Below are 21,442 nucleotides of genomic sequence, written 5' to 3'. Positions count from 1 at the left end.
GTTCAGCCCGAGGCGGGATCGGCGGTCCGGGCCGCTACGAGTTCCGGACGCGGCACCCGGATCGGGGTCAGCGTGCCGGCGGCGGCGATGCCGAGGCAGGTCAGTCCGGCGGCGAGGCAGACCGGTGCGGTGCCGTACCGGGCCACCGCCCCGGTCAGCACGGCCGCGCCGAGCGGGCCGAGCGCGGAGTGCAGGGTCCAGAACGCCGAGGTCACCCGGCCGAGCAGATGATCCGGGGTGACCTGCTGGCGCAGCGACATCGAACAGATCCCGGCGAGGCTGGTCCCGAACGTGTACGCGGCGACCAGCAGGGCCAGCGCCGGTACGTCCCGGGTCAGTCCGGCACCGGCGACGGCCAGCCCGCCCAGCGCGTACGCCCCGATCCAGCAGGTGCCGAAGCCCAGCGACCGGCGTACCGGCGCGACCAGCAGCGCGGCCACGATGGTGCCCCCGGCCGCGGCGGCGAGGACGTGCCCGACGGTGCCGTCGGAGCCGCCGAGGTCGTGCTTGACGTGGTAGATGAAGACGTCGGTCAGCCCGATGGTGAGAAAGGTCAGGAACGACAGCAGGACCGTCAACGTGCGCAGCACCGGGTGCCGCCAGAGGAACCGGATCCCGACCAACAGGTCCGACCAGCCGGTCCGGCCGGCCCGGGCCCCGGGAGTCGGCCCGGAGTCGAGTACGTCCGCCGCGGCGTCCCCGGCCCGGTGCGTCGGCTGGCTGCGGAACCGGACGAAGCAGAGGCCGAGCGCGGAGAGGGCGAAGGTGCCGGCATCGACGGCGAGCGCGGCGGTCGGCCCGACGGCCGAGGAGAGCAGCCCGGCCAGTACCGGACCGATGATCCCGGCCGCCGCGTACGTCGCGTAGAGCTGGCCGTTCGCCCGGGTGATCCGGGCCGGACCGACCAGCGCCGGCACGGCGGCGACGTAGCCGACCTGGAACACCATTCCCGCGGCGGCGCAGGCCGGCGCGACCAGGTAGAGCAGCCAGAGCTGCGGTGCGAAGAGCCAGATCACCGGGATGCTGGCGTACCCGATGGCCCGGAACAGGTCGCAGCCGAGCAGCAGGAGCCGCCGGTCCACCCGGTCGACCAGGTGGCCGGCGAAGATCCCGGCTGCCACCGACGCCGCCCCGACCAGCCCGGTCAGCAGGCCCATCCGGGCCACCGAGCCGGTCGCGTGCAACACCAGCAGCGGTACGGCGAGCAGCGAGAACGAGTCGCCCAGCGCGGAGAGCGCCTGACCCGTCCAGAACAGCGGGAAGTCGCGGCTGCGCCAGAGCGTCCCGGCGCCCGATGTCCCGGTGCTCACCTGCCGGAACTGGCCGACCGGGACATGTCCCGCAGCGTGTCGACGATCCACTCCTCGGCCCGGTCCCGGGTCACGCCCAGTCCGGTCAGGATCCGGGCGCCCGGCTCGGTCGGGGCGGCCAGCAGTCCGAGCAGGATGTGTTCGGTGCCGACGTAGTTGTGCCCGAGCCGCAGCGCCTCGGCGAAGGTGCGGTCCCGCACCCGCTTGGCGTCAGCGGAGAACGGCAGGTGCTCCGCCGCCTCCGGCGGCCCGACCGGATCGTCGGATGCCGCGGCTCCGGGCTCGGCGGCGCGGACGCCGGCCCGGATCGCCTCGGCGGAGACGCCCAGTGCCGTGAGTGCCCGGCCGGCCAGGCCGTCGGGTTCGTGCAGGATGCCGAGGAGCAGGTGTGCGGTGCCGACCTCGGCGCTGCCGGCGTCCCGGGCCTCCGCCTGGGCCTGCGTCACCACGTTGCGGGCCCGGTCGGTGAACCGGGCGAAGGCGCTGGCCGGAATCTGCTCGTCCTGGTCGGACCGCCGGGTCACGAAGCGCTTCTGCACGGCCTGCTTGCTGACCCCCATGCTCTGGCCGATGTCTGTCCAGGAGGCACCGGAACGGCGGGCCTGGTCGACGAAGTGCCCGATCAGGTGGTCGGCGAGGTCGCCGAGGTACTCGCCGACCAGTACCGCGTCGGTGAGCCGTTCCAGGGCGTCCCCGGTGGGGTGCTGGCGGTGGACATACGCGATGAGGTCGTCGAGGCGGACCGGCAGTCGTTCCATGCGTCAACCGTAGGTTGACGATCCGTCATCCGTCAACCTACGGTTGACCGGCCCGGTGTTGCGCGGTCAGGCTGGTACGACCGACGGGCGCCCCCGCCCGCCGGTGGCCTCCCGCATGCCCCGGACGGCGAGTTGGTCGGCCCGCTCGTTCTCCGGATGCCCGGCATGCCCCTTGACCCAGTGCCACCGCACCTGGTGGCGGGCGGCGGCAGCCTCCAGCCGTTGCCACAGGTCGGCGTTCTTGACCGGCTGCTTCGCGGCGGTCTGCCAGCCGTTGCGCTTCCAGTTCGGCAGCCACTTGGTGATGCCGTCCCGGACGTAGGTGCTGTCGACGTAGATCTGCACCGTCACCGGCCGGGTCAGGCTCTCCAGGGCCTGGATCGCCGCCATCAGCTCCATCCGGTTGTTGGTGGTGGCCACCGCCTCGCCGCCGTGGAGTTCCTTCTCCACCGTCCCGTACCGCAGCACCGCGCCCCAGCCGCCCGGACCGGGATTGCCGCTGCACGCGCCGTCGGTGTAGATCTGCACGACCTGCTCTGTCACCCGGGCAACATACCCTGCCGGGTCAGCCGAACAGGGCGCTGACCGACTCCCCGTTGTGGATCCGGCGCATCGCCTCGGCCAGCGCCGGGGCGACGGAGAGCACGGTCAGCTTGTCGGTGCGGTCCCGCGCCGGGATCGGCACCGTGTTGGTGCAGACGATCTCGGCGATGTCCGGCTCCGCGGAGAGCCGGCGCAGCGCCGCCGAGGCGAACAGGCCGTGCGTGCAGGCCACCCGTACGCTGCGCACCTTCTGCTCGCGCAGCCGGTCGAGCAGCTCGAACACTGTGCTGCCCTTGGCGATCTCGTCGTCGAGCACGATGACGTCCCGGTCGACCACGTCACCGATCACCGTGCTGATCACCACTTTGTCGTCGGAGAACCGCTGCTTGGCCCCGGCCGCCACCGGCACCTTCAGCATCCGGGCGAACGCGGCCGCCTGCTTGGCGTTACCGAGGTCCGGCGAGACCACCACCGTGTCGGTGAGGTCGTACCCCCGGAAGTGCGTCGCCAGCTCGCGCAGCGCGTGCAGGTGGTCGACCGGGATGCTGAAGAAGCCGTGCACCTGCGGCGAGTGCAGGGTCACGGCCAGAATCCGGCTGGCGCCGGCGGTGGTGAGCAGGTCGGCGACCAGCCGCCCGCCGATCGAGATGCGCGGGGCGTCCTTCTTGTCGCTGCGGGCGTACGCGTAGTGCGGCATCACCACCGTGATCCGGCCCGCCGAGGCGCCCCGGGCCGCGTCCAGCATCAGCAGCAGCTCCACCAGGTGCTCCTGCACCGGCGGCACCAGCGGCTGGATCAGGAAGACGTCCCGCTCCCGGCAGTTCGCCTGCAACTGCACCTCGAGGCAGTCGTTGGCGAACCGGGAGATCCGGGTCGGGAGCAGGGGGACGCCGAGGTGGTGGCAGATCTCGGTGGCCAGCTCGGGGTGGGCACTGCCGGAGAAGACCGCGATGTCACGCACGGGGCCACTCTAGTGAAACGGCGACCCGGCGGCCGGTGCCGGGCGTGGCGTGCCGGGCCCGGTTCCCGCCGGCTCGCTGGCTGCCGGGTTGGCGGTGATCTGCCGCCGTTGACGGCGGTGTGCCGGCGTTGTCGCTTTGCTCAGCGACCCCCATTTGTCCGCCCGACCGAGTTCCGTCGAGCGGCCCCAGGGTAAGGCGCGATCATTTCGCGCCGGCAACGATCTTTTCGCGGCCGGCGTCGACCTTGTCCGAGCAGAGGGGAACGAGATGGCTCTCACCCGACGCGGCTTCCTCGAAGCGTCCGCCGTGACGGCACTGGGCACACTGTGGACGCCGGGGGACGGCCCGGCACCGCCGGACTTTCCGGCGGAGGTACCCGTCGAGCGCGCGGCGTACCGCAACTGGGCCGGCGAGATCCAGGCCGACGGCGTCTGGACCTGTACCCCCCGGACGGCGGCCGACGTGGTGACCGTGACCAACTGGGCGTACCGGAACGGCTACTCGGTGCGGGCCCGGGGCCACCGGCACACCTGGGCACCGCTGACCGTACCGGCCGACGGTGCCGCCGACCGAACCATCCTGGTGGACACCACCCGGCACCTGACCGCGATGGCGGTGCTCTCCACCGCGCCCGCGGCGGTACGCGTGCAGGCCGGCGCCTCGATGGAGGACTTCCTCGCGTTCCTGGAGGAGCACGGGCTCGGCGTGACCAACACCCCCGCCCCCGGCGACCTGAGCGTCGGCGGGGTGCTGGCGATCAACGGCCACGGCACCAGTGTGCCGGCCGACGGCGAGACGCTGGCACCCGGGCACACCTACGGGTCGCTGAGCAACCTCATCCTGTCGCTCACCGCCGTGGTCTGGGACGCGGCGGCCGGCGGGTACGCGCTGCGCACCTTCGACCGCTCGGATCCGGACTGTACGGCGCTGCTCACCCACGTCGGCCGGGCGTTCGTCACCGAGGTGACGATGCGGGTCGGGCCCAACCAGAACCTCCGGTGCGTCAGCCGGGTCGACATCCCCGCGTCGGAACTGTTCGCCGCCCCGGGCACCGGCGGCCGTACCCTGGCCAGTCACGTCGCGGCGGCCGGGCGGGTCGAGGCGATCTGGTTCGCCTTCACCGACAACCCGTGGCTCAAGGTCTGGAGCGTCAGCCCGACCCGGCCGCTGACCTCCCGCCCGGTGGTCACCCCGTACAACTACGTCTTCTCCGACAACGTCCCGGAGCCGGTCTCGGAGCTGGCCGAGCAACTGCTGACCGGGGCGTGGGCGCTGACCCCGACGTTCGGGCAGGTGCAGTACACCACCGCCGCCGCCGGGCTGACCGGCACGCTCGCCACCGACCTGTGGGGGCCGTCGAAGAACCTGCTGCTCTACGTCAAGCCGACCACGCTGCGGGAGACCGCCAACGGGTACGCGGTGCACACCAACCGGGGCTCGATCCAGCGGGTGGTGCACGAGTTCGCCCGGTTCTACCAGCGGCAGTTGGCCGGGTACCAGGCCCGGGGGGAGTTCCCGGTCACCGGCCAGGTGGAGATCCGGGTCGCCGGGCTGGACCGGGCCGCCGACGTCGGCGTACCCGGGGCGGAGCCGCCGGCGCTCTCCGCGGCCCGGCCCCGGGCCGACCACCCGGAGTGGGACACCGTGGTCTGGTTCGACGTGCTGACCTTCCCGACCGCGCCCCGGGCGCACGCCTTCTACCGGGAGATGGAGACCTTCTTCTTCACCAACTACACCGGCTCGTACGCGGGCAGCCGGGTCGAGTGGTCGAAGGGCTGGGGCTACACCGACTCCGCCGCCTGGGCCGACCCGACCATGCTGACCCGGACGGTGCCGGACTCCTACCGGCAGGCGCCCGACCCGACCTGGGACCGGGCGGTGGCGGAGCTGAACGGCTACGACCCGCACCGGGTGTTCAGCAACGCCTTCCTCGACGTGCTGCTGCCCGGCACGCCCTGATCCCGCTCACCCGCTGAACCGACGGCCGGCCGGGCACCCGGCCGACCGTCGCCATCCGGGGCCCGCTGCCCCGGTCGGCCTGCGCCCTGAGCGAACACGGCTGGCCCGGCACCAGTGTGTGATGCGGAAATGGAGCCGGAACCGTGCAGCCGACCGGGGGAGGAACCGATGCGTGGTGGCGCGGCGTACGACGAGATCGCCGACTGGTACGAGACGGAGTTCCTGTCCCAGCGCACCGTTGCCGACGACGATCTGGAGATCGGCCGGACCCTGCGCCTGTTGCTGGGCCCCGGCGAGGGACCCTGCCTGGAGCTCGGCTGCGGCACCGGGGCGTACGCCGACGCGGTCCGCGCCCTCGGCCGGACGCCGCTCGGGGTCGACCTCTCGGCCGGCATGCTCCGGTACGCCCGCGGCCGCCTGCCGATCGTGCGGGGCGACGCCACCCGGCTGCCGGTCCGGGACGGTGCGCTGCCGGCGGTCGTCGCGGTGATGGTGCACACCGACATGCCCGGATATCCGGCGGTGCTCCGGGAGGCGGCCCGGGTGCTGGCCCCCGGCGGGACCTTCGTGCACGTCGGCGTCCACCCGTGTTTCTGCGGCGGATTCGCCGACCGCGCCGACCGGGACGCGGTGCTGATCCGCCCCGGTTACCGGGACAGCAACTGGACGAAGGAGTCCTGGACCGACCAGGGGATCCGGGACAAGGTCGGCGCGACGCACCGTCCGCTGGCCGAACTGCTGCACATGTTCCTGGACGCCGGGCTGGCCTTCGAGCGGTTCGCCGAGGGCGGCGCACCCACCCCGATCGTCTTCGCCGTCCGGGCCCGTCGGTCAGGCTGAACCGGTCGCCGGCCCGGGCCGGCCGGCGCCGCCGAGCTGGCGCAGCGCGGCGTCGTGCAGTGCCGGGGTCCGGGCGAACAGCGACGGTCCGGCGGCCGGCCGGGACCGCCCGTCGAATCCGCTGTACCGGCCACCCGCCTCGGTCACGATCAGCGAGGTGGCGGCGAAGTCCCAGACCTGCCCCCGGGTCTGCACCGCGAGGTCCAGCTCGCCCCGGGCCACCAGCAGCGCGGCGTGGGTACGCCACGAGGTCGGCGTGGTGACCGCCCGGAGCGGGGCGATCATCTCGCGTTCGGCCGGGTAGACCTGCTCGTCCGGCGGTACCACCCCGAGCCGGCTGCCGGGCAGCGGGTCGGCCGCGCCGGATTCGCCGGAGCGGAGGAGCCGTTCTCCGGTCACCTCGGTCCCGGAGATCTCCGCCTGGTAGGCACCGGTGCCACGCCGGGCCCACCAGATCGTCCGCTGTGCCGGCAGCGCGGCCACCCCGACGACGATCTCGCCGGCCTCCTCCAGCGCGACGAGCACCTGCCAGCGGTCGTCCCCGGCGACGAACTGGGCCGTACCGTCGATCGGGTCGACGATCCAGCGCCGGGCGGCCCGCCCGGTCTGCCCGACCTCCTCGCCCAGGATCGCGTCGTCGGGCCGCGCCCCGGCCAGTACCTCCCGGATGGTGGCCTCGACGGCCCGGTCGGCCTCGGTCACCACGCTGCCGTCCGCCTTGCGCTCCCGGTCGAGCCGGCCGAGGTCGGCGACGTACCGGAGGGCGACGGCGGCACCGGTCAGCGCGGCCCGCCGGGCCAGGAGAAGATCGTCTTCCATGGACCCATCCTCGCCCGTGCCGCTGTCCGGTACGCGGCCGGGTGGCGAGGACGGCCGGAAGGGGGCCTTCCGGGCCGGTGAACGATCAGCCGTTGACCGGGGTCATCCGCAGGGCCAGGGCCGGGCACATCCGTACCGCCTTGCGGGCGCCCCCCTCCAGCCAGGTCGGCACCGGGGTGGACGGGAACGACGGGAAGCCGTTGGAGTCCAGCCGGACGAACTCCGGCACCACGCTGGCGCAGAGCCCGTGCCCGTCACAGCGGGACCAGTCCACCACCAGCTTCGAGGTCGGGGCGTCGGCCGCGTTGGGCAGCCCGAGGATGCCCTTCACCTTCTTGCCGCAGGTGCCCCGGGCGGCGTGCGCCTCCAGGTCCTCGGTGAAGATCTCCAGTGCCGAGGTGGCGAACCGCGCCGTGCCGTCGGGGTGGCTGCACGCGCCGCGGCCCTTCACCGCACCGGCCGCCGCCCGGACCACCTCGGCGGCGGCGCTGCCGCCGACGATCAGGTCCAGCGACCGGGCCAGGTCCGGCAGGCCGAGCCGGCACGGCCCGCACTGCCCGGCGGACTCACCGGCCAGGTAGGTGACGACCTGGGCGGCCTCGCCGAGCGGGCACACCTCGGCGCTCAGCGGCATGATGATGCCGGCGCCGAGCGCGCCGCCGACCTTGGCGAAACCGGCCCGGGACACCTCGGCGGTGGCGGCACCCTCCGCGCTGATCCACTTGCCGTGGTAACCGCCGGTGAGCACGCCCGGCCCCTCTGGCGTCTCGCAGAGTTCCAGCACGTCCCGCAGTGGAATGCCGGTCGGGCACTCCACCACCGCCGGCCGTCCGGCGGCGCCGGTCACGGTGAGCAGCACCGTGCCGGGCTCGTCGGCGGTGCCGACCGTGCCGTACTCGTACGGGCCGAGCCGGGCCGCCAGGGCGAGCTGGGCGTAGGTCTCGGCGTTGGAGAGCAGCGTCGGCAGGCCGCCCACCCCGGTGTCGCTGGCCCGCACCTTGCGCCCCGGCGGGATGTGCGCCTCGCCGTTGATCCCGCGCACCAGGGCGCCGCCCTCGCCGGAGATGAACCGGTGCGGCACGGTGACGATGCCGGTGCGTACCGGCATCCGGCGCTCGGCCAGCGCGGCGGTCAGCGACGCCTCGCCGATGCCGTCGTCGGCGACGCCGATGACGATCTCGTCGGCGTCCAGGGCGTAGGCGGCGATCGCGGCTCCGTCCAGGATCAGGTGCGGTGCGCGGGTGAGTAGCGCCTTGTCCTTCCAGGCGCCGGGCTCGCCCTCGGTCGCGTTCACCACCACGACGGTCGGCAGGTCCTGGCGGTCCGCCGACTCCAGCACCGCCCGGAACTTGCGGGCGAACGGGAAGCCGGCGCCACCCTTGCCCTTCAGCTCGATTCCCTCGACCAGCCGGAGCAGGCCCTTGGGGGAGAGCGGGTTGACGGCACCGTGCACCATCTCGTGCGCGGCCAGGTCGAGCCGGCCGAACTCGTCGAACCCGGCGGTGAGCCGGGGTTCGCCGAAGCAGGCGACCGGGGGTACGGCGGTCAGACTCACCGCGCTTCACCTTTCAGACTGGTCCAGTACGCGCCCTCCTCGGCCGCCTCGTCCGAGTCGTCCCCGCGCCGGGAGGACCGGCTGGGCGGCTCGTCGGACCTGCGGGACCGGCGGGTGGCGAGGTCGATCAGGGCAGGCTTGTCGTCGTCGTCATCCTCGTCGTCCGCCCGGGCGACGAGGTTGGGCTCGTACCGGGCGGCCCGGCCCCACTCCGCGGTGCTCTCCTCGGCGTCGTCGCCGCCGCGCGCCCGGCTGTGCCGTCCGGAACGGTCGGCCGGTTCCTCGTCAGCGGCCCGCCGTCGCCGGCCCGCCCGGGTCGCACCGGTCGACGTCGGCTCGTCCTCGGGCTCCCGCCACGACCGCCGCCCCGACCCGTCGGTGTCCCGGCGCGACCGCCGGCTCTCGCCGGGCTCGTCGCGGCCGGTGTCGTCCCAGGCGCGCGGCCGGCGGTACATCGCGTCGTCCTCGCCGCCCCGTGGACGCTCCCACGGGTCTCCCGGCCCGTCGGCGGCCCAGCGCCGTGGGCTGTCCCAGGGCACCTCGGCGTCGGTGAGGTCGCCGTCGGGGTCCGCGCCGGCCGACATGCTGCCGGGCGGCGGCACCTCGGGCACCGCGAACCGGTCGGACCGGCCCCGGGGCGCGTGGGTGCTGTCCAGCTCTCCGGCCAGGGCCCAGGCGTCGATCGCCGCCTCCGCACCGCCGCGCAGGTCGGAGAGGCTCTCGCGGCGACGCCGGCCACCGCCCTGGGTGTCGTCCATCCGGCCGCCGTAGGTGTCCCGGTCGTCGCGGGCGGACCTGCTCCCCGGCTCGCCGCGCCGCCCGCTCAGGGTGTCCGGGTCGTCCCAGCGATTGCTCCGGCCGCCGCGCCGGCCGGCGAAGGTGTCGTCCTCCCACCGGCTGCGCCGGCTCCGGCCGCTGTCCCGGCCCGGGGAGTTGGCCCGGCTGGCCCGGATCTCGTCGGCGGTCCGGCGCTTGGCCGGCGCCATCGAACTGGTCCGGCCGATCGGGCCCGGCTTACCCGGCTTGCCCGGCCGCCCCGGCTTGCCGGGCCGGCCGACCGGCGACAGCGCGCCGGTGGTCTGGCCCTGCTCGGCACGCTTGCGACCAAGCGTGACCGAGAGCCGGACACCCAGCAGCGCCAGCACGAGAGCCACGCAGAGCAGATAACTGAGGGTGACCCAGGTGGCCGCGGCCCGACCGGCCTGGAGCCCGTGCACCAGCGCGATCGGCCAGGCGGCGTACGAGATGCTGTGCAGCGTCCGCCACAGCCACGGCTTGCCGACTCCGGCGAACCGGGCCCGGACCAGACCGGTCCAGAGCACCGCCACCATCATCGCCCCGGCGACGGTGCCCAGCCCGACGTAGACGTTGGCGCCGTTGACGAACGGCAGCAGCGCCTTGTCCGGGCTGATGTGCCCGGCCGCGATCTTCGTCAGCACGTGCAGCACCAGGCAGAAGACCGCGATGATGCCGAGTGACCGGTGGGCCGACTGGAGCAGTACCCGGTGCCGGATCAGCAGGACGATCCGGTCGGTCGCCACCAGACCGACCATCACGGTCAGGCTCAGTGACACCAGGGTGGCCGGCCCGGCGAAGAACGTCATGTAGACGAACATGTAGGCGTTGATCAGCCCACCGATCGGGCTCAGCATCGCCGCCGCCCACGCCGCCGCCAATGTCGAGACGACGAGCACCGCTACCGCACCCTGCGGCTTGGGTGTGCTTCCCCGGCTGGTGAAGCTCATGGGGACGCTGGCACGCTGCATCTGTCTCGTCCGGGCCATCTGCTCCTCGATCTTCCGCCTCGGCGCCCACCACCGCGCCCCGCCTGCCCGCTCGTCGCGCGACGAGCACGGCCGCCCATTGTGCCCTGTCCTGATCGCGCCACTTTGGGCGGAGTCGTACCGCCGCGCGTCGCTCGACGGCGGTCCGACCCACATCAGGTACGGGAAAACGGGCCGGGGGGATGAGTCCCGTGCCGATTATGTTTCACGATCGGTGGAGTTGGCTGCCCCCCGGGGGTGGGCAATCCGGGGTCAACCGGTGAAGAGTTTCGCCGCGGTGATGACGGTCTGTACGACGCCGTACCCGAGGAGTGCGGCGACCAGCAGCCACGAGATCCAGAGTCGGCCGGACTGGTTGTTCGGTTGCCCGGTCATCGGGTGGTGCTCCTCTCGGTCCCGGTCGCCTCGGCGGCCGTGGCGGCGTCGGGGGTGTCGGACCGCTCACCCTCTGTGGCGTCCGGAACCGGCGTCTCCGCCGTCCGGACCGGCTCGTGGAAGCGGTCCGGTACCGGCCGGATCAGCAGGTTCGCCACGAACCCGATGGCCAGTACACCGACCATGGTGAACAGTGCCGGCCGGTAGGCGGAGGCGGTGAGGGTACCCGGCTTGCCCTGTGCGTCCAGGAAGCCGTTGATGATCAGGGGACCGGCGATCCCCGCCGCCGACCAGGCGGTCAGCAACCGGCCGTGGATGGCGCCGACCTGGTAGGTGCCGAACAGGTCCCGCAGGTACGCCGGCACGGTGGCGAAGCCGCCGCCGTAGAAGGAGAGGATGACGCAGGCCAGCAGGACGAAGAGCGCGGTCGCGGTGGAGCCGACCAGGGCGAGCAGGGCGTACAGCACCATGCCGACGCCCAGGTAGACCAGGTAGATCGGCTTGCGCCCGATCACGTCCGAGGTGGACGACCAGACGAACCGGCCGGCCATGTTGAACAGTGACAGCAGCCCGACGAAGCCGCCGGCCGCCGCGATGGTGACGCTGGAGGTGCCGCCGTCCCGGAAGAAGTCCTGGATCATCGGGCTGGCCTGTTCCAGGATCCCGATCCCGGCGGTGACGTTGCAGAACAGCACGACCCAGAGCAGCCAGAACGACCGGGTCCGGATCGCGTTCGACGCCGAGACGTTCGCCGTGGTCACCAGGGGCTTGACGGCCACCGTACCCGGATCGAAGCCGGCGGGGCGCCAGCCCGGCGCCGGCACCCGGACGTTGACTACTCCGAACATCATGATCGCGAAGTAGCCGACGCCCAGCGTGACGAAGAGCCCGACCAGGGCGCCGCCGGAGGCGACCGAGGCGGAGTTGGCCGGGTCGTAGCCGGAGTCGTAGAGCGAGAGCAGTTGCCGGGAGAGCGGGCTAGCCAGCATCGCGCCGCCGCCGAAGCCCATGATCGCTAGACCGGTGGCCAGCCCGGGGCGGTCCGGGAACCACTTGATCAGTGTCGAGACCGGCGAGATGTAGCCGATGCCGAGGCCGATGCCGCCGAGGAAGCCGTAGCCGAGGTAGACCAGCCAGAGCTGCCCGGTCGCGATGCCGAGCGCGCCGACCAGGAACCCGGCGCTCCAGAAGCAGGCGGAGACGAACATCGCCTTGCGCGGCCCGTTCGACTCCACCCAGGTCCCGCCGAGCGCCGCCGAGAGGCCGAGCATCACGATGGCGATGCTGAAGATCACCCCGATCGCGGTCTGGCTCGCGTCGAAGTGCGCGATCAGGGAGTTCTTGTAGACACTCGTTGCGTACGCCTGACCGATGCACAGGTGCACGGAGAGTGCCGCCGGTGGTATCAGCCAGCGACTGTATCCCGGTGGGGCGACGGTGTGCTGGTGGTCGAGTGCGGACATCAGCGACACGGCGTACCTCGCTTGCGGGCAGGGCGGGCGTGGCGCGGTACCCCGGATGGGTCGTCCCGGGTCGACGCCGGCCACGGTGGCTTTGCTCTTCGCCCGGAACCTAGCCCCCGGTGCGCGCTGCCTTGATCATCGATGCCTCACCGATCGGCGGGCGGTCGATCGGCTGAGACGAACGGTAGTTCGTATACCGTACGCGGTCGTCAGCCCGCCCGGACGGTGGCGGTGAGCGCGGCGGCGATCCGGGGCAGCGCGCTGCCGATCGGCTCCCGGATCACCTCGTCGGCCAGGTCGTCGTAGGGGGTCGGGTCCCGGTTGACGATCACCAGCCGGGCACCGGCCCCCACCGCGAGCCGGCACAGCGAGGCGGCCGGCTCGACCAGCAGCGAACTGCCGACCGCGAGCATCAGCTGACTCGCCGCCGCGATCCGCTTGGCCTGGTCGAGCGTGTCCGGATCGAGGTACTGGCCGAACAGCACGACCGCGAGTTGGAGGATGCCCCCGCAGTCCCGGCACGGCGGATCGGCCTCGCCGGCCGCCACCCGGTCCAGGGTCGCCCGCGCGCCGGACCGTGCCCGGCAGCCGGTGCAGACCACCGAGCGCATGCTGCCGTGCAGCTCCAGCACCTTGCGGGCGGCGATCCCGGTCATCTGGTGCAGGCCGTCGACGTTCTGGGTCAGGATCCGCACCGCGAGTCCGGCCCGGTCCAGCTCGGCCAGCGCGTGGTGCGCGGCGTTCGGCTCGGCCCGCCAGGCGGCGTGCCCCAGATAGGTCCGCCAGAACCGGGCCCGCACCTGCGGGTCGGCCATGAAGCGGTCGTGGGTGAACGCGTCCGCGAGCTTCGGGTCCCGGGTCCAGACCCCGTCCGGGCCCCGGTAGTCGGGCACCCCCGAGTCGGTGGAGATGCCGGCCCCGGTCAGCACCGCCACCCGGCGTACGTCCCGGGCCCACCCGGGGATCTCCACGTCCTCCATGGCGGCCAATCGTAGGTAGCGGCGCCGGCCGGAGCGACAGGTTATCGGCGGGCAGACCCGGCGACCGTCGCGGGCCCTTCCGGCCGCGAAGCCACCCCGGAACCGGGGACCCTCAAGCGATCATGCCCGTCCCGAGGACCTCGACGTCGTCGTAGGCGTACTCCAACCGGTCGGTCACGCTCGCCACGCCCGGCACCGCGTAGCCAAGCCGTACCGCGATCTGCGCGGTGCTGCGCCGGTCCACCCGGCCGCGCAGCGAGAGCACGCCGTCCCGGACGGCGACCCGGATCACGCCCTCCTCGATGGACAGCATCCGGCGCAGTACGTCGTCGACGCGCTCTTCGCCCAGGCCGGGTGATCCGACGCCTGGGGACTCGGCCGGATCTGGGCGAGCCTGCCGATCGTGCGGCGGCAGCCCTGACGCCACGTCGCCCCTGCGGCGGGTACCACCGGCGGGTGGTGCCCGCCGCGCCGCCGTCCGGGTACGGCACTACGGTCGGATCTGTAGTGATACGTGCCGGTCCTCCCGGACCGCTCACATCATTGGGGAGCCTCATGACCGTGCAGATCGAGCTGACCGGCCGGACCGCGCTGGTGACCGGATCGACCCAGGGCATCGGTGCCGCCATCGCCACCGGGCTGGCCAGAGCCGGCGCGCGGGTGGCGGTCAACGGTCGTACCCCCGACAGCGTCGCGCGGGCCGCGACCGCGCTGCGGGCCGAGGTGCCGGACGCCGAGGTGGTCGAGGTCCCGGCCGACGTCGCCACCGACGACGGCACGGCGCGGACCCTCGAACTGCTGCCCGCCATCGACATCCTGGTCAACAACCTGGGCATCTTCGGCGCCCGCCCGGCGCTGGAGATCGACGACCAGGAGTGGCGGCGCTACTTCGAGGTCAACGTGCTGGCCGCGGTACGGCTGACCCGGAGCTACCTGCCCGGGATGATGGAACGCGGCTGGGGACGGGTGCAGTACATCGCCAGCGACTCGGCGGTGGCCATCCCGGCCGAGATGATCCACTACGGGGTCTCCAAGACGGCGCTGCTCGGCGTCTCCCGGGGGTTCGCCAAGGCCGCCGCCGGGACCGGCGTGACGGTCAACTCGGTGATCGCCGGCCCGACCCACACCGGCGGGGTGGAGGACTTCGTCTACCAGCTCGTAGACCGGAACCTGTCGTGGGCCGAGGCGCAGCGCGAGTTCATGCGGCTGCACCGGCCGCAGTCCCTGCTCCAGCGGCTGATCGAGCCCGCCGAGATCGCCAACATGGTCAGCTACCTGGCTTCGCCGCTCGCCTCGGCCACCACCGGCGCGGCCGTCCGGGTCGACGGCGGCTACGTCGACGCGATCGTTCCGTAACACGGCGTCCCGCACCGGTGCCGCAGACAGTTCTGCGCGTGCGGATGGTCAACATCGGCTCGTTCGGGCAGGGCTGACCGGGGCGGGGGGCGCGGCCCTACCCCGCCGGCCGGCGGGGCCGATCCGGGGGCGGAGTCTCGGTGCCGATGGTGTGTCCGTCAGGATGACCATCGGCGCCGAGACCTCGGGCCGTCACGAAGGGAGGTTGCGATGGCCGAACTGCTCGTCGTCGCCCACTGGACGATCTCTGCCGGTGCGGAGGAGAAGGTCCGCGCGCTGCTGCCCGGGTTCATCGAGGCGAGTCGTGCCGAGCCGGGATGCCTCTCCTTCGTGGGTTACCAGCAGTTGGACGACGACCGCACCATCGTGCTGCTCGAACGGTACGCGTCCCGCGAGGCGTTCGAGGCGCACCGCGACACGCCGCACTTCAGGGAGCTCGCCGTCGAACAGCTCGTGCCGTGCCTGGAGCGCCGCGTCGTCGAGACGTACGACGTACCCGGATAGCATCGACCGCGCGGCCCGGCCCGGCTGCCCGGAGTCGTCCGCCCACTCTGCTAGACAGGGGTTCGGCGGACCGGCGGGTGAGGAGGCAGGGTGCGGATCGAGGTGGCCGAGCGGCGGGCCAGGATCGGCCGGCGGCACCGTCTGGCGGCCGACGCCCGGGCCGACGATCCGGTTGAGGTCGCCCGAGACCTGGTGGCGCTGCACGCCTCCGACCCGCCCACGGTCTATCTGGCGCTCTTCGCCCGGCTGGCCGGCGCCGACATCGACGCCCGGACCGTCGACCGGGTGCTCTACGACGACCGGACCCTGATCCGGATGCTCGCCATGCGCCGGACCATGTTCGTGACCCCGGTCGAGTCCGTGCCGGTGCTGCACGAGGCGGCGGCCCGGACCGTCGCCGGGCGGGAGCGGCGCAAGCTGCTCGGCTTCCTCGCCGAGGCAGGCGTCGCCGACGACGTCGAGCGCTGGCTCGCCGAGGTCGAGGCGGTGGCGCTGCGGGCGATCGAGGCGCGCGGCGAGGTGACCTCGGCGGAACTCGCCGAGGAGGACGAGCGGCTGCGTCAGCCACTGGTGTTGGCCAGGGGCAAGTCGTACGAGGGCCGGCAGCGGGTGGTCGCCCGGCTGCTTCTGCTGCTCGCCGCCGAGGGGCGGATCGTCCGGGGCCGGCCGCGCAGCACCTGGCGGTACAGCCCGTACCGCTGGTCGCTAGCGCAGCGGTGGTATCGGGTGGCTCCGGAGCCGTGGACGGCCGAGGAGGCCGAGGTCGAGCTGGCCCGCCGCTGGCTGGCCGGGTACGGGCCGGCGCCGGCCGAGGACCTGCGCTGGTGGGCCGGGTGGACGGTCGGGCAGACGCGCCGGGCGCTCGCCGGGGTCAAACCGGTCGAGGTGGAACTGGACGGCGGCACCGGACTGCTGCTCCCCGACGACCTCGAACCGGTGTCCCCGGTCGAGCCGTGGGCGGCGCTGCTGCCCGGTCTGGACCCCACTCCGATGGGCTGGTCCCGGCGCGAGTGGTTCCTCGGTGGGCACGGTTCCCGGCTCTTCGACCGGTCCGGCAACATCGGCCCGACGGTGTGGTGGGACGGCCGGATCGTCGGCGGCTGGGCCCAGCGCAAGGGCGGCGAGATCGCGTACCGGCTGTTGGAGGACGTCGGCGCCGAGGCGGTCGGCGCGGTGGAGGCGGCGGTGGATGAGCTGACCGGACGGCTCGGCGAGGCCCGGATCACGCCGCAGTTCCGTACCCCGCTGGAACGGGAACTCTCCGGCTGACCCGGCCGCACCGCGAGTCGGGCCGGCACCGCACGTACCGGCCCCCGGCTCAGTGCCGGGCAGCGGCCGGCGGCGGGGCGAGCGGTTCCGGCCGGGCACCGGTCCGGGCGGCCCAGCCGAGCACGTCCGGCACGGTGACGTTGCCACCGCAGCAGAGCAGCCCGAGCACGGCGTCGGCACCGACCCGCTCGACCACCCGCCGGGCGGCCGGCAGCAGGCAGCCGGCCGCCGGCTCCAGCCACAGTTTGGCCTCCTCGGCGGCGGTCAGCACCCCGTCGACCGCCTCGGCGTCGGAGACCAGCAGCACCTCCTCGACGTACGCCCGGACGTGCGCCAGGGTCAGTTCGGTGACCGTCGGCGCGCCGAGCGTGGTCGAGATCGAGGTGACGTCGACCCGTACCGGGTGCCCGGCGGCGAGCGCCCGGGACATCGACTCCGCGCCGACCGTCTCCACGCCCCAGATCCGTACCCCCGGCTTCGCCGCCTTGATCGCGGTGGCGACCCCCGAGATCAAGGCGCCCCCGCCGATGCTGACCAGGACGTCGGTCAGGTCCGGCCGGTCGGCGACGAACTCCGCGCCCGCCGTGCCGTGCCCGGCGACGAGGGCCGGGTCGCCGAGCGGGTCGACGTAGGTCATCCCGCGCCGCCGGTGCTGCTCGGCGACATCGAACGCGGCGGCGACGTCGGAGGTCAGCACCAGCTCCGTACCGGTGGCCCGGACCCGGGCGGCGGACCGGGCCGGAGCCTTCGCCGGCATCACGACGGTGGCCCGGACGCCCATCCGGGCCGCCATCTCGGCCAGCGCCATCCCGTGGTTGCCGCCGCTGACCGTGACCAGCCCGGCGGCGAGCTCGTCCGGCGAGAGCGAGAGCAGCTTGTTGGCGATGCCCCGGGGCTTGAAGCTGCCGGAGTGCTGGAGCGTCTCCAGCTTGAGGACCACCGGCACACCCAGTACCTCGGCCAGCCCGGGACTGGCCACCGTCGGGGTGTGCAGCACGTGCGGCCGGATGCGGTTCGCCGCCTCCGTGATCCGTTCGGCGGGAATCAGCGCGACCATGCCGACGGAGGTTACCGGCTCCGGCGGCTCGGACCGGCCGGTGGGCGTACCGGAAGACCATGATCTCGTACTGCCGCTGCCGGGACCGGCCGTTCGGGGTACCCGGTGTGCGGGCGGGCTATCCGGGTAGGTGTGCCCGGACAGCGGTACCGGCAGAGCGGAGCGACCGATGAACGTGTCCCATCTTCCGCTGCGCCTCGCGATCGGCGCGTTCGTGCTGAACTCGGGCGTTTCCAAGTGGAACCTCCAGGGCGAGGAGGCGGCGGGCATGCACGGGATGGCGGTTGGGGCGATCCCGCCGATCAAGCGGGTCCCGCCGGAGCAGTTCGCCCGGCTCATGGCCGGCACCGAGGTGGCCCTCGGCGCCGCCCTGCTGCTCCCGGTCGTCCCGTCCGCGCTGGTCGGGCTGGGCCTGCTCGGCTTCGGCGGCAGCCTGATGCGGCTGTACTGGGCGACGCCCGGCATGCACGAGCCCGGCAGCCCCCGCCCGACCCAGCAGGGCGTGCCGATCGCCAAGGACAGTTGGCTGATCGGGGCCGGCCTCACCCTGCTCCTCGACGATCTGCTCGACCGGGCGGCCGGCAAGCGTCGGGGTCTCGGGCGGCAGATCGCACGCCGGTGCGGCAAGCGTCGCGGCTGACCGCGCGGCGACCCGGCCGGCGGCTGTTTCGGCCGGCCCACTGCGGGTACGCCCGGAAGCAGACGAGCGGCACCACCGGCGTCGTCGGCCGGTGGCGGCCGGAGAGATCCCGAACCGGGAGGAGGGCGACGCCATGGCCGGGATCCTGATGCGCAGCCGCGCCTTCAACGACCACGACCGGCTGCCGGACCGGTTCTCCCGGGACGGCGGCAACATCTCGCCGCCACTGGAGTGGTCGGAGGTGCCGGAGGAGGCGACCGAGCTGATCCTGCTGGTCGAGGACCGGGACGCCGGGCGGACGCCGTTCCTGCACTGGCTGGTGACCGGGATCGAGGCGACCTCCGGCGGTGTCGACGAGGGCCAGACCCCGCCGGGCGGCCGGGTCTGGGCCAACGGCTTCGGCACGACCGGCTGGGGTGGCCCGCACCCGCCGATGAACGACGACCCGCACCGGTACTTCTTCCGGCTCTACGCCGTGAACCGGCCGCTGGAACTGCCCGGCGCGCCGCAGGCGCCGGACGTGCACGACGCGGTGCGGCAACTGGAACTGGCCAGCGGCAACATGGTCGGCACCTTCGCCCGCTGACCCTCGGCCCGCTGGCGGGAAAATCGGCGGCGCGGGACGGCCGACCGGGGTTAGATGCTCGACATGCCACTGCCCCCCGGCTGGTCCGTGCGCCGGCCCGGCCTCGACGACGTGCCGGCGATCCTCGCCGTCGTGCACGCCAGCGACATCGCGGCGCTCGGACACCCCGACTTCAGCGCCGACGACGTACGCGAGGTGTTGACCGCACCCGACCTCGACCTGGCCCGGGACACCTGGCTCGCGCTCGACCCGGACGGCGAGGTGCGCGGCTGGTCCTACCTGGAGGACTCCAACCGGGGGCCCCGGGAGACGGTCGAGGTCTACGTGCACCCGGAGCTGGGGCTGCCGGCCCAGGTGCCGCTGCTGAGAATGCAGCTCGCCCGCTCCGCGGAGCGGGCCGCCGAGTTTGGCCTCGCCGCGATGACCGTACGGGCGCTCGCGCTGCCCACCGAGGAACGCTGGATCGGCGTACTCCGGGACGCCGGCTTCGAGTTCGTCAAGCGGTACGCCCGGATGCGCCGGCCGCTGGCCGGGGTGGCCGCCGAGCCGCCGCCCCCGCCGCCGGGGGTGCTGGTCCGGCCGGTCCGGTCGACGGACGACGCCGAGCTGCGCACCTTCCACCGGATCCTGGACTCGGCCTTCCGGGACACCCCGGACTACCAGCCGGCCAGCTATGAACAGTGGCGGGCCCAGGTGGCCGCGCTGCCCAGCGTCGCCTGGGACGAGTGGTTCGTCGCCGAGGTGGCCGGCGAGCCGGTCGGCATCCTCCAGTCCGCCGACCAGACCCTCGACCAGAACGAGGGCTGGGTGAAGCAGCTGGCGGTGCTGCGGGAACACCGGCGGCGGGGCGTCGGCGCGGCGCTGCTGGCCCGGGCCTTCGCCTGTTACGCCGGCAAGGGCCGGGAGTACGCCGGGCTCGGCGTCGACCTGAGCAACCCGATCGGTCCGGTCCGGCTCTACCAGTCGGTGGGGATGAGCCCGCTCTACGAGGCGGTCGTCTTCGAACGGACGGTCGCCGCCGCCGGCACCGGGTAGGAACGTCGGTGGCTCAGGCGTCGACGAGGTCGTCGTCGACCACCTCGGCCCGGTCCAGCGAGGCCAGGACCCGGTAGTCGTACCAGTCGACCCCGATGGCGTCGGCGGTCGCGTAGCAGCCGATCACCCGCCCGGTGAAGCCGCCGGCGACCTCGGTGGAGAGGTATCGCCCGTCGAGTTCGGCGAGGACAACGAACTCGCCGCCCGGCGCCTCGTAGCCGAGCCGCACCACGTCCGGCTCCTGCCGGGGGTGGTCCATACCCGGCCCCGAGGCCCAGGTCTCGACGCGCAGCACCACCGGGCCGGTGACCGGGCGGCTGCCGATCCGCTGGCACAGCGGTCCGATCCGGGCCCGTACCCAGACCTCGCCGCCGCCCAGCTCGACCGCGTAGTGGTGCGCCTCGTCGAGGCGTACCGCCAGGCCGCCCCGGCCGATGCCGGCGTCGACCAGGGCGCGTACCCGGACGTCGTGCTGCTCCTGCCGGCGGCCGACGAAGGTCACCGTCGGCTCGTCGAGCGAGCCGCCCCGGGCCCGCAGGGTCAGCCAGCCGGGGCGCTCGATCAGCGAGACGTCCTCCGGCGGGCGGCACCGGACCGAGATCCACCGCGGATGCAGCTCGGTGGTGTCGAAGTCGTCCCGCGCCGGTGCGGCACCCACCGGCGCGGGGGACGGGGCGGTGGTACGCGGCACCGTGCCGATCGGCCCGACCACCGGCCAGCCGTCGGACCAGGTGACCGGGGCGAGGAAGGTCTCCCGGCCGAGTACGTGCCAGCCGGGCGTGCCGCCCCGGGCGCGTACCCCGAGGAAGACCAGCCACCACGAGCCGTCCGCGGCCCGCACCAGGTCGCCGTGTCCGGTGTTCTGGACCTGGTGGTCGGTGCTGCGGTGGCTGAGGATCGGGTTGGCCGGGCACGGCTCGAACGGGCCGTCCGGGGCCGGGCCCCGGGCCACCGAGATGCCGTGCCCGCGTTCGGTGCCACCCTCGGCGATCAGCAGATACCAGATGCCGTCGACCTGGTAGAGGTGCGGTGCCTCCGGGGCCTGCGCACCGGGGGTGCCGGACCAGATCCGCTGCGGCCGGCTCAGCACCGTCCCCCGGAGCGGGTCGATCCGCAGTTGGTCGATGCCGGCGATGGTGCACCAGCAGGTGCCGTCGTCGTCCCAGGCCAGGTCGGGGTCGATGCCGAGCACGTCGGGCAGGTGCACCGGCTCCGACCAGCGACCGGCGGGATCCTCGGCAGTGACCAGCAGGGTGCCGCCGTGCGGGACGTTCGAGGTGATCAGCCAGAACCGGCCGTCGTGGTGCCGCAGGGTGGGCGCATAGACCCCGCCGGAGGAGGGGGTGCCGGGCGGCAGGACGAGCTGGCTGGGCCGGTCGAGGACGTTGCCGAGCTGGGTCCAGTTCACCAGGTCCCGGCTGTGGAAGATCGGAACGCCCGGGAAGTATTCAAAGCTCGAACAGGCCAGGTAGTAGTCGTCGCCGACCCGGCAGACGCTCGGGTCCGGGTGGAAGCCGGGGATGACCGGGTCGCCGGGGATCGCCATCAGGAATCGATCACCGTCTGGGCACCGGCCGTCCGAGCTGGAGGGATCGTGGTCGCGGCGGAACGGGGCATGGACGATCCTCTCCGGCGTAAACTTTCCGG

General features: G+C 73.4%; 21 protein-coding genes. 8 read left to right on the top strand and 13 right to left on the bottom strand.

What is annotated here, in order from left to right:
• Positions 1 to 2: 2 nt before the first annotated feature.
• From ACSMXO_RS22085 to ACSMXO_RS22070, 4 genes are all read right to left on the bottom strand, one after another.
• Positions 3 to 1,310, bottom strand: a complete 1,308-nt coding sequence (locus ACSMXO_RS22085; protein ID WP_455413590.1) for an MFS transporter — start codon at positions 1,308 to 1,310, stop codon at positions 3 to 5.
• Positions 1,307 to 2,068 (bottom strand): Clp protease N-terminal domain-containing protein, encoded by a 762-nt coding sequence (locus ACSMXO_RS22080; RefSeq protein WP_455413589.1) that lies wholly within the window; start codon positions 2,066 to 2,068, stop codon positions 1,307 to 1,309. The genes ACSMXO_RS22085 and ACSMXO_RS22080 overlap by 4 nt, the downstream gene beginning before the upstream one ends.
• 66 nt (positions 2,069 to 2,134) lie before the next feature.
• Positions 2,135 to 2,611: a ribonuclease HI gene (gene rnhA, locus ACSMXO_RS22075; protein WP_346261255.1), complete on the bottom strand. Its 477-nt coding sequence runs from the start codon at positions 2,609 to 2,611 to the stop codon at positions 2,135 to 2,137.
• A 22-nt stretch (positions 2,612 to 2,633) separates the two neighbouring features.
• Positions 2,634 to 3,572: a ribose-phosphate diphosphokinase gene (locus ACSMXO_RS22070; RefSeq protein ID WP_346261256.1), complete on the bottom strand. Its 939-nt coding sequence runs from the start codon at positions 3,570 to 3,572 to the stop codon at positions 2,634 to 2,636.
• A 268-nt stretch (positions 3,573 to 3,840) separates the two neighbouring features.
• Here ACSMXO_RS22070 and ACSMXO_RS22065 point away from each other — a divergent pair, with 268 nt between their 5' ends.
• Both ACSMXO_RS22065 and ACSMXO_RS22060 read left to right on the top strand, forming a co-directional pair.
• Positions 3,841 to 5,532, top strand: coding sequence for a cholesterol oxidase substrate-binding domain-containing protein (locus tag ACSMXO_RS22065; protein WP_455413588.1), 1,692 nt, complete (start codon positions 3,841 to 3,843; stop codon positions 5,530 to 5,532).
• Positions 5,533 to 5,700: 168 nt separating this feature from the next.
• Positions 5,701 to 6,372, top strand: coding sequence for a class I SAM-dependent methyltransferase (locus tag ACSMXO_RS22060; RefSeq protein ID WP_455413587.1), 672 nt, complete (start codon positions 5,701 to 5,703; stop codon positions 6,370 to 6,372).
• On the opposite strand, the gene ACSMXO_RS22055 is transcribed toward ACSMXO_RS22060, so the two are convergent.
• From ACSMXO_RS22055 to ACSMXO_RS22025, 7 genes are all read right to left on the bottom strand, one after another.
• The gene (locus tag ACSMXO_RS22055; RefSeq protein WP_455413586.1) at positions 6,364 to 7,191 is read right to left on the bottom strand and encodes an inositol monophosphatase family protein; all 828 of its coding nucleotides are present in this window, start codon (positions 7,189 to 7,191) and stop codon (positions 6,364 to 6,366) included. The two genes, ACSMXO_RS22060 and ACSMXO_RS22055, sit on opposite strands and share 9 nt — an antisense overlap.
• Before the next feature lie 85 nt (positions 7,192 to 7,276).
• Positions 7,277 to 8,746 carry an NADH-ubiquinone oxidoreductase-F iron-sulfur binding region domain-containing protein gene (locus ACSMXO_RS22050; RefSeq protein ID WP_346261260.1) on the bottom strand — a complete coding sequence of 490 codons (1,470 nt, stop codon included), beginning with the start codon at positions 8,744 to 8,746 and terminating at the stop codon, positions 7,277 to 7,279.
• The gene (locus ACSMXO_RS22045) at positions 8,743 to 10,530 is read right to left on the bottom strand and encodes a hypothetical protein (protein ID WP_455413585.1); all 1,788 of its coding nucleotides are present in this window, start codon (positions 10,528 to 10,530) and stop codon (positions 8,743 to 8,745) included. The genes ACSMXO_RS22050 and ACSMXO_RS22045 overlap by 4 nt, the downstream gene beginning before the upstream one ends.
• Before the next feature lie 252 nt (positions 10,531 to 10,782).
• On the bottom strand, positions 10,783 to 10,905 hold the full coding sequence (locus ACSMXO_RS22040; RefSeq protein ID WP_318394143.1) for an MFS transporter small subunit: 123 nt from the start codon (positions 10,903 to 10,905) through the stop codon (positions 10,783 to 10,785).
• Positions 10,902 to 12,371: an OFA family MFS transporter gene (locus tag ACSMXO_RS22035; protein WP_455419287.1), complete on the bottom strand. Its 1,470-nt coding sequence runs from the start codon at positions 12,369 to 12,371 to the stop codon at positions 10,902 to 10,904. Before ACSMXO_RS22035 ends, ACSMXO_RS22040 begins: the two co-directional genes overlap by 4 nt.
• A 206-nt stretch (positions 12,372 to 12,577) precedes the next feature.
• Complete coding sequence (locus ACSMXO_RS22030; RefSeq protein ID WP_455413584.1) at positions 12,578 to 13,348, bottom strand: SIR2 family NAD-dependent protein deacylase; 771 nt, start codon at positions 13,346 to 13,348, stop codon at positions 12,578 to 12,580.
• Between the two features lie 112 nt (positions 13,349 to 13,460).
• The gene (locus tag ACSMXO_RS22025) at positions 13,461 to 13,775 is read right to left on the bottom strand and encodes a BON domain-containing protein (protein ID WP_455413583.1); all 315 of its coding nucleotides are present in this window, start codon (positions 13,773 to 13,775) and stop codon (positions 13,461 to 13,463) included.
• Positions 13,776 to 13,903: 128 nt separating this feature from the next.
• Between ACSMXO_RS22025 and ACSMXO_RS22020 the strand changes: the two genes are divergently transcribed.
• The 3 genes from ACSMXO_RS22020 (at position 13,904) to ACSMXO_RS22010 (ending at position 16,477) form a co-directional block, all read left to right on the top strand.
• On the top strand, positions 13,904 to 14,704 hold the full coding sequence (locus ACSMXO_RS22020) for an SDR family NAD(P)-dependent oxidoreductase (protein WP_455413582.1): 801 nt from the start codon (positions 13,904 to 13,906) through the stop codon (positions 14,702 to 14,704).
• Between the two features lie 210 nt (positions 14,705 to 14,914).
• Positions 14,915 to 15,208, top strand: coding sequence for a putative quinol monooxygenase (locus ACSMXO_RS22015; RefSeq protein WP_455413581.1), 294 nt, complete (start codon positions 14,915 to 14,917; stop codon positions 15,206 to 15,208).
• 90 nt (positions 15,209 to 15,298) lie between these two features.
• Positions 15,299 to 16,477, top strand: coding sequence for a winged helix DNA-binding domain-containing protein (locus ACSMXO_RS22010; protein WP_455413580.1), 1,179 nt, complete (start codon positions 15,299 to 15,301; stop codon positions 16,475 to 16,477).
• A gap of 49 nt (positions 16,478 to 16,526) precedes the next feature.
• Here ACSMXO_RS22010 and ACSMXO_RS22005 read toward each other — a convergent pair whose 3' ends face one another.
• Positions 16,527 to 17,534, bottom strand: a complete 1,008-nt coding sequence (locus ACSMXO_RS22005; RefSeq protein ID WP_455413579.1) for a threonine ammonia-lyase — start codon at positions 17,532 to 17,534, stop codon at positions 16,527 to 16,529.
• 169 nt (positions 17,535 to 17,703) lie between these two features.
• Here ACSMXO_RS22005 and ACSMXO_RS22000 point away from each other — a divergent pair, with 169 nt between their 5' ends.
• The 3 genes from ACSMXO_RS22000 (at position 17,704) to ACSMXO_RS21990 (ending at position 19,795) form a co-directional block, all read left to right on the top strand.
• Positions 17,704 to 18,174: a DoxX family membrane protein gene (locus ACSMXO_RS22000; RefSeq protein WP_346261269.1), complete on the top strand. Its 471-nt coding sequence runs from the start codon at positions 17,704 to 17,706 to the stop codon at positions 18,172 to 18,174.
• 91 nt (positions 18,175 to 18,265) lie between these two features.
• Positions 18,266 to 18,760: a YbhB/YbcL family Raf kinase inhibitor-like protein gene (locus ACSMXO_RS21995; RefSeq protein WP_346261270.1), complete on the top strand. Its 495-nt coding sequence runs from the start codon at positions 18,266 to 18,268 to the stop codon at positions 18,758 to 18,760.
• Between the two features lie 63 nt (positions 18,761 to 18,823).
• Entirely contained in the window at positions 18,824 to 19,795 is a 972-nt protein-coding gene (locus tag ACSMXO_RS21990; RefSeq protein ID WP_346261271.1) for a GNAT family N-acetyltransferase, read from the top strand.
• Between the two features lie 13 nt (positions 19,796 to 19,808).
• Here ACSMXO_RS21990 and ACSMXO_RS21985 read toward each other — a convergent pair whose 3' ends face one another.
• Positions 19,809 to 21,341, bottom strand: coding sequence for a glycoside hydrolase family 43 protein (locus tag ACSMXO_RS21985; protein WP_455413578.1), 1,533 nt, complete (start codon positions 21,339 to 21,341; stop codon positions 19,809 to 19,811).
• Positions 21,342 to 21,442 lie beyond the last annotated feature (101 nt).

This window comes from Plantactinospora sp. DSM 117369 (assembly GCF_053764795.1).
The sequence above is the reverse complement of the archived record's forward strand: the minus strand, read 5'-3'. Positions and strand labels throughout refer to the sequence as shown.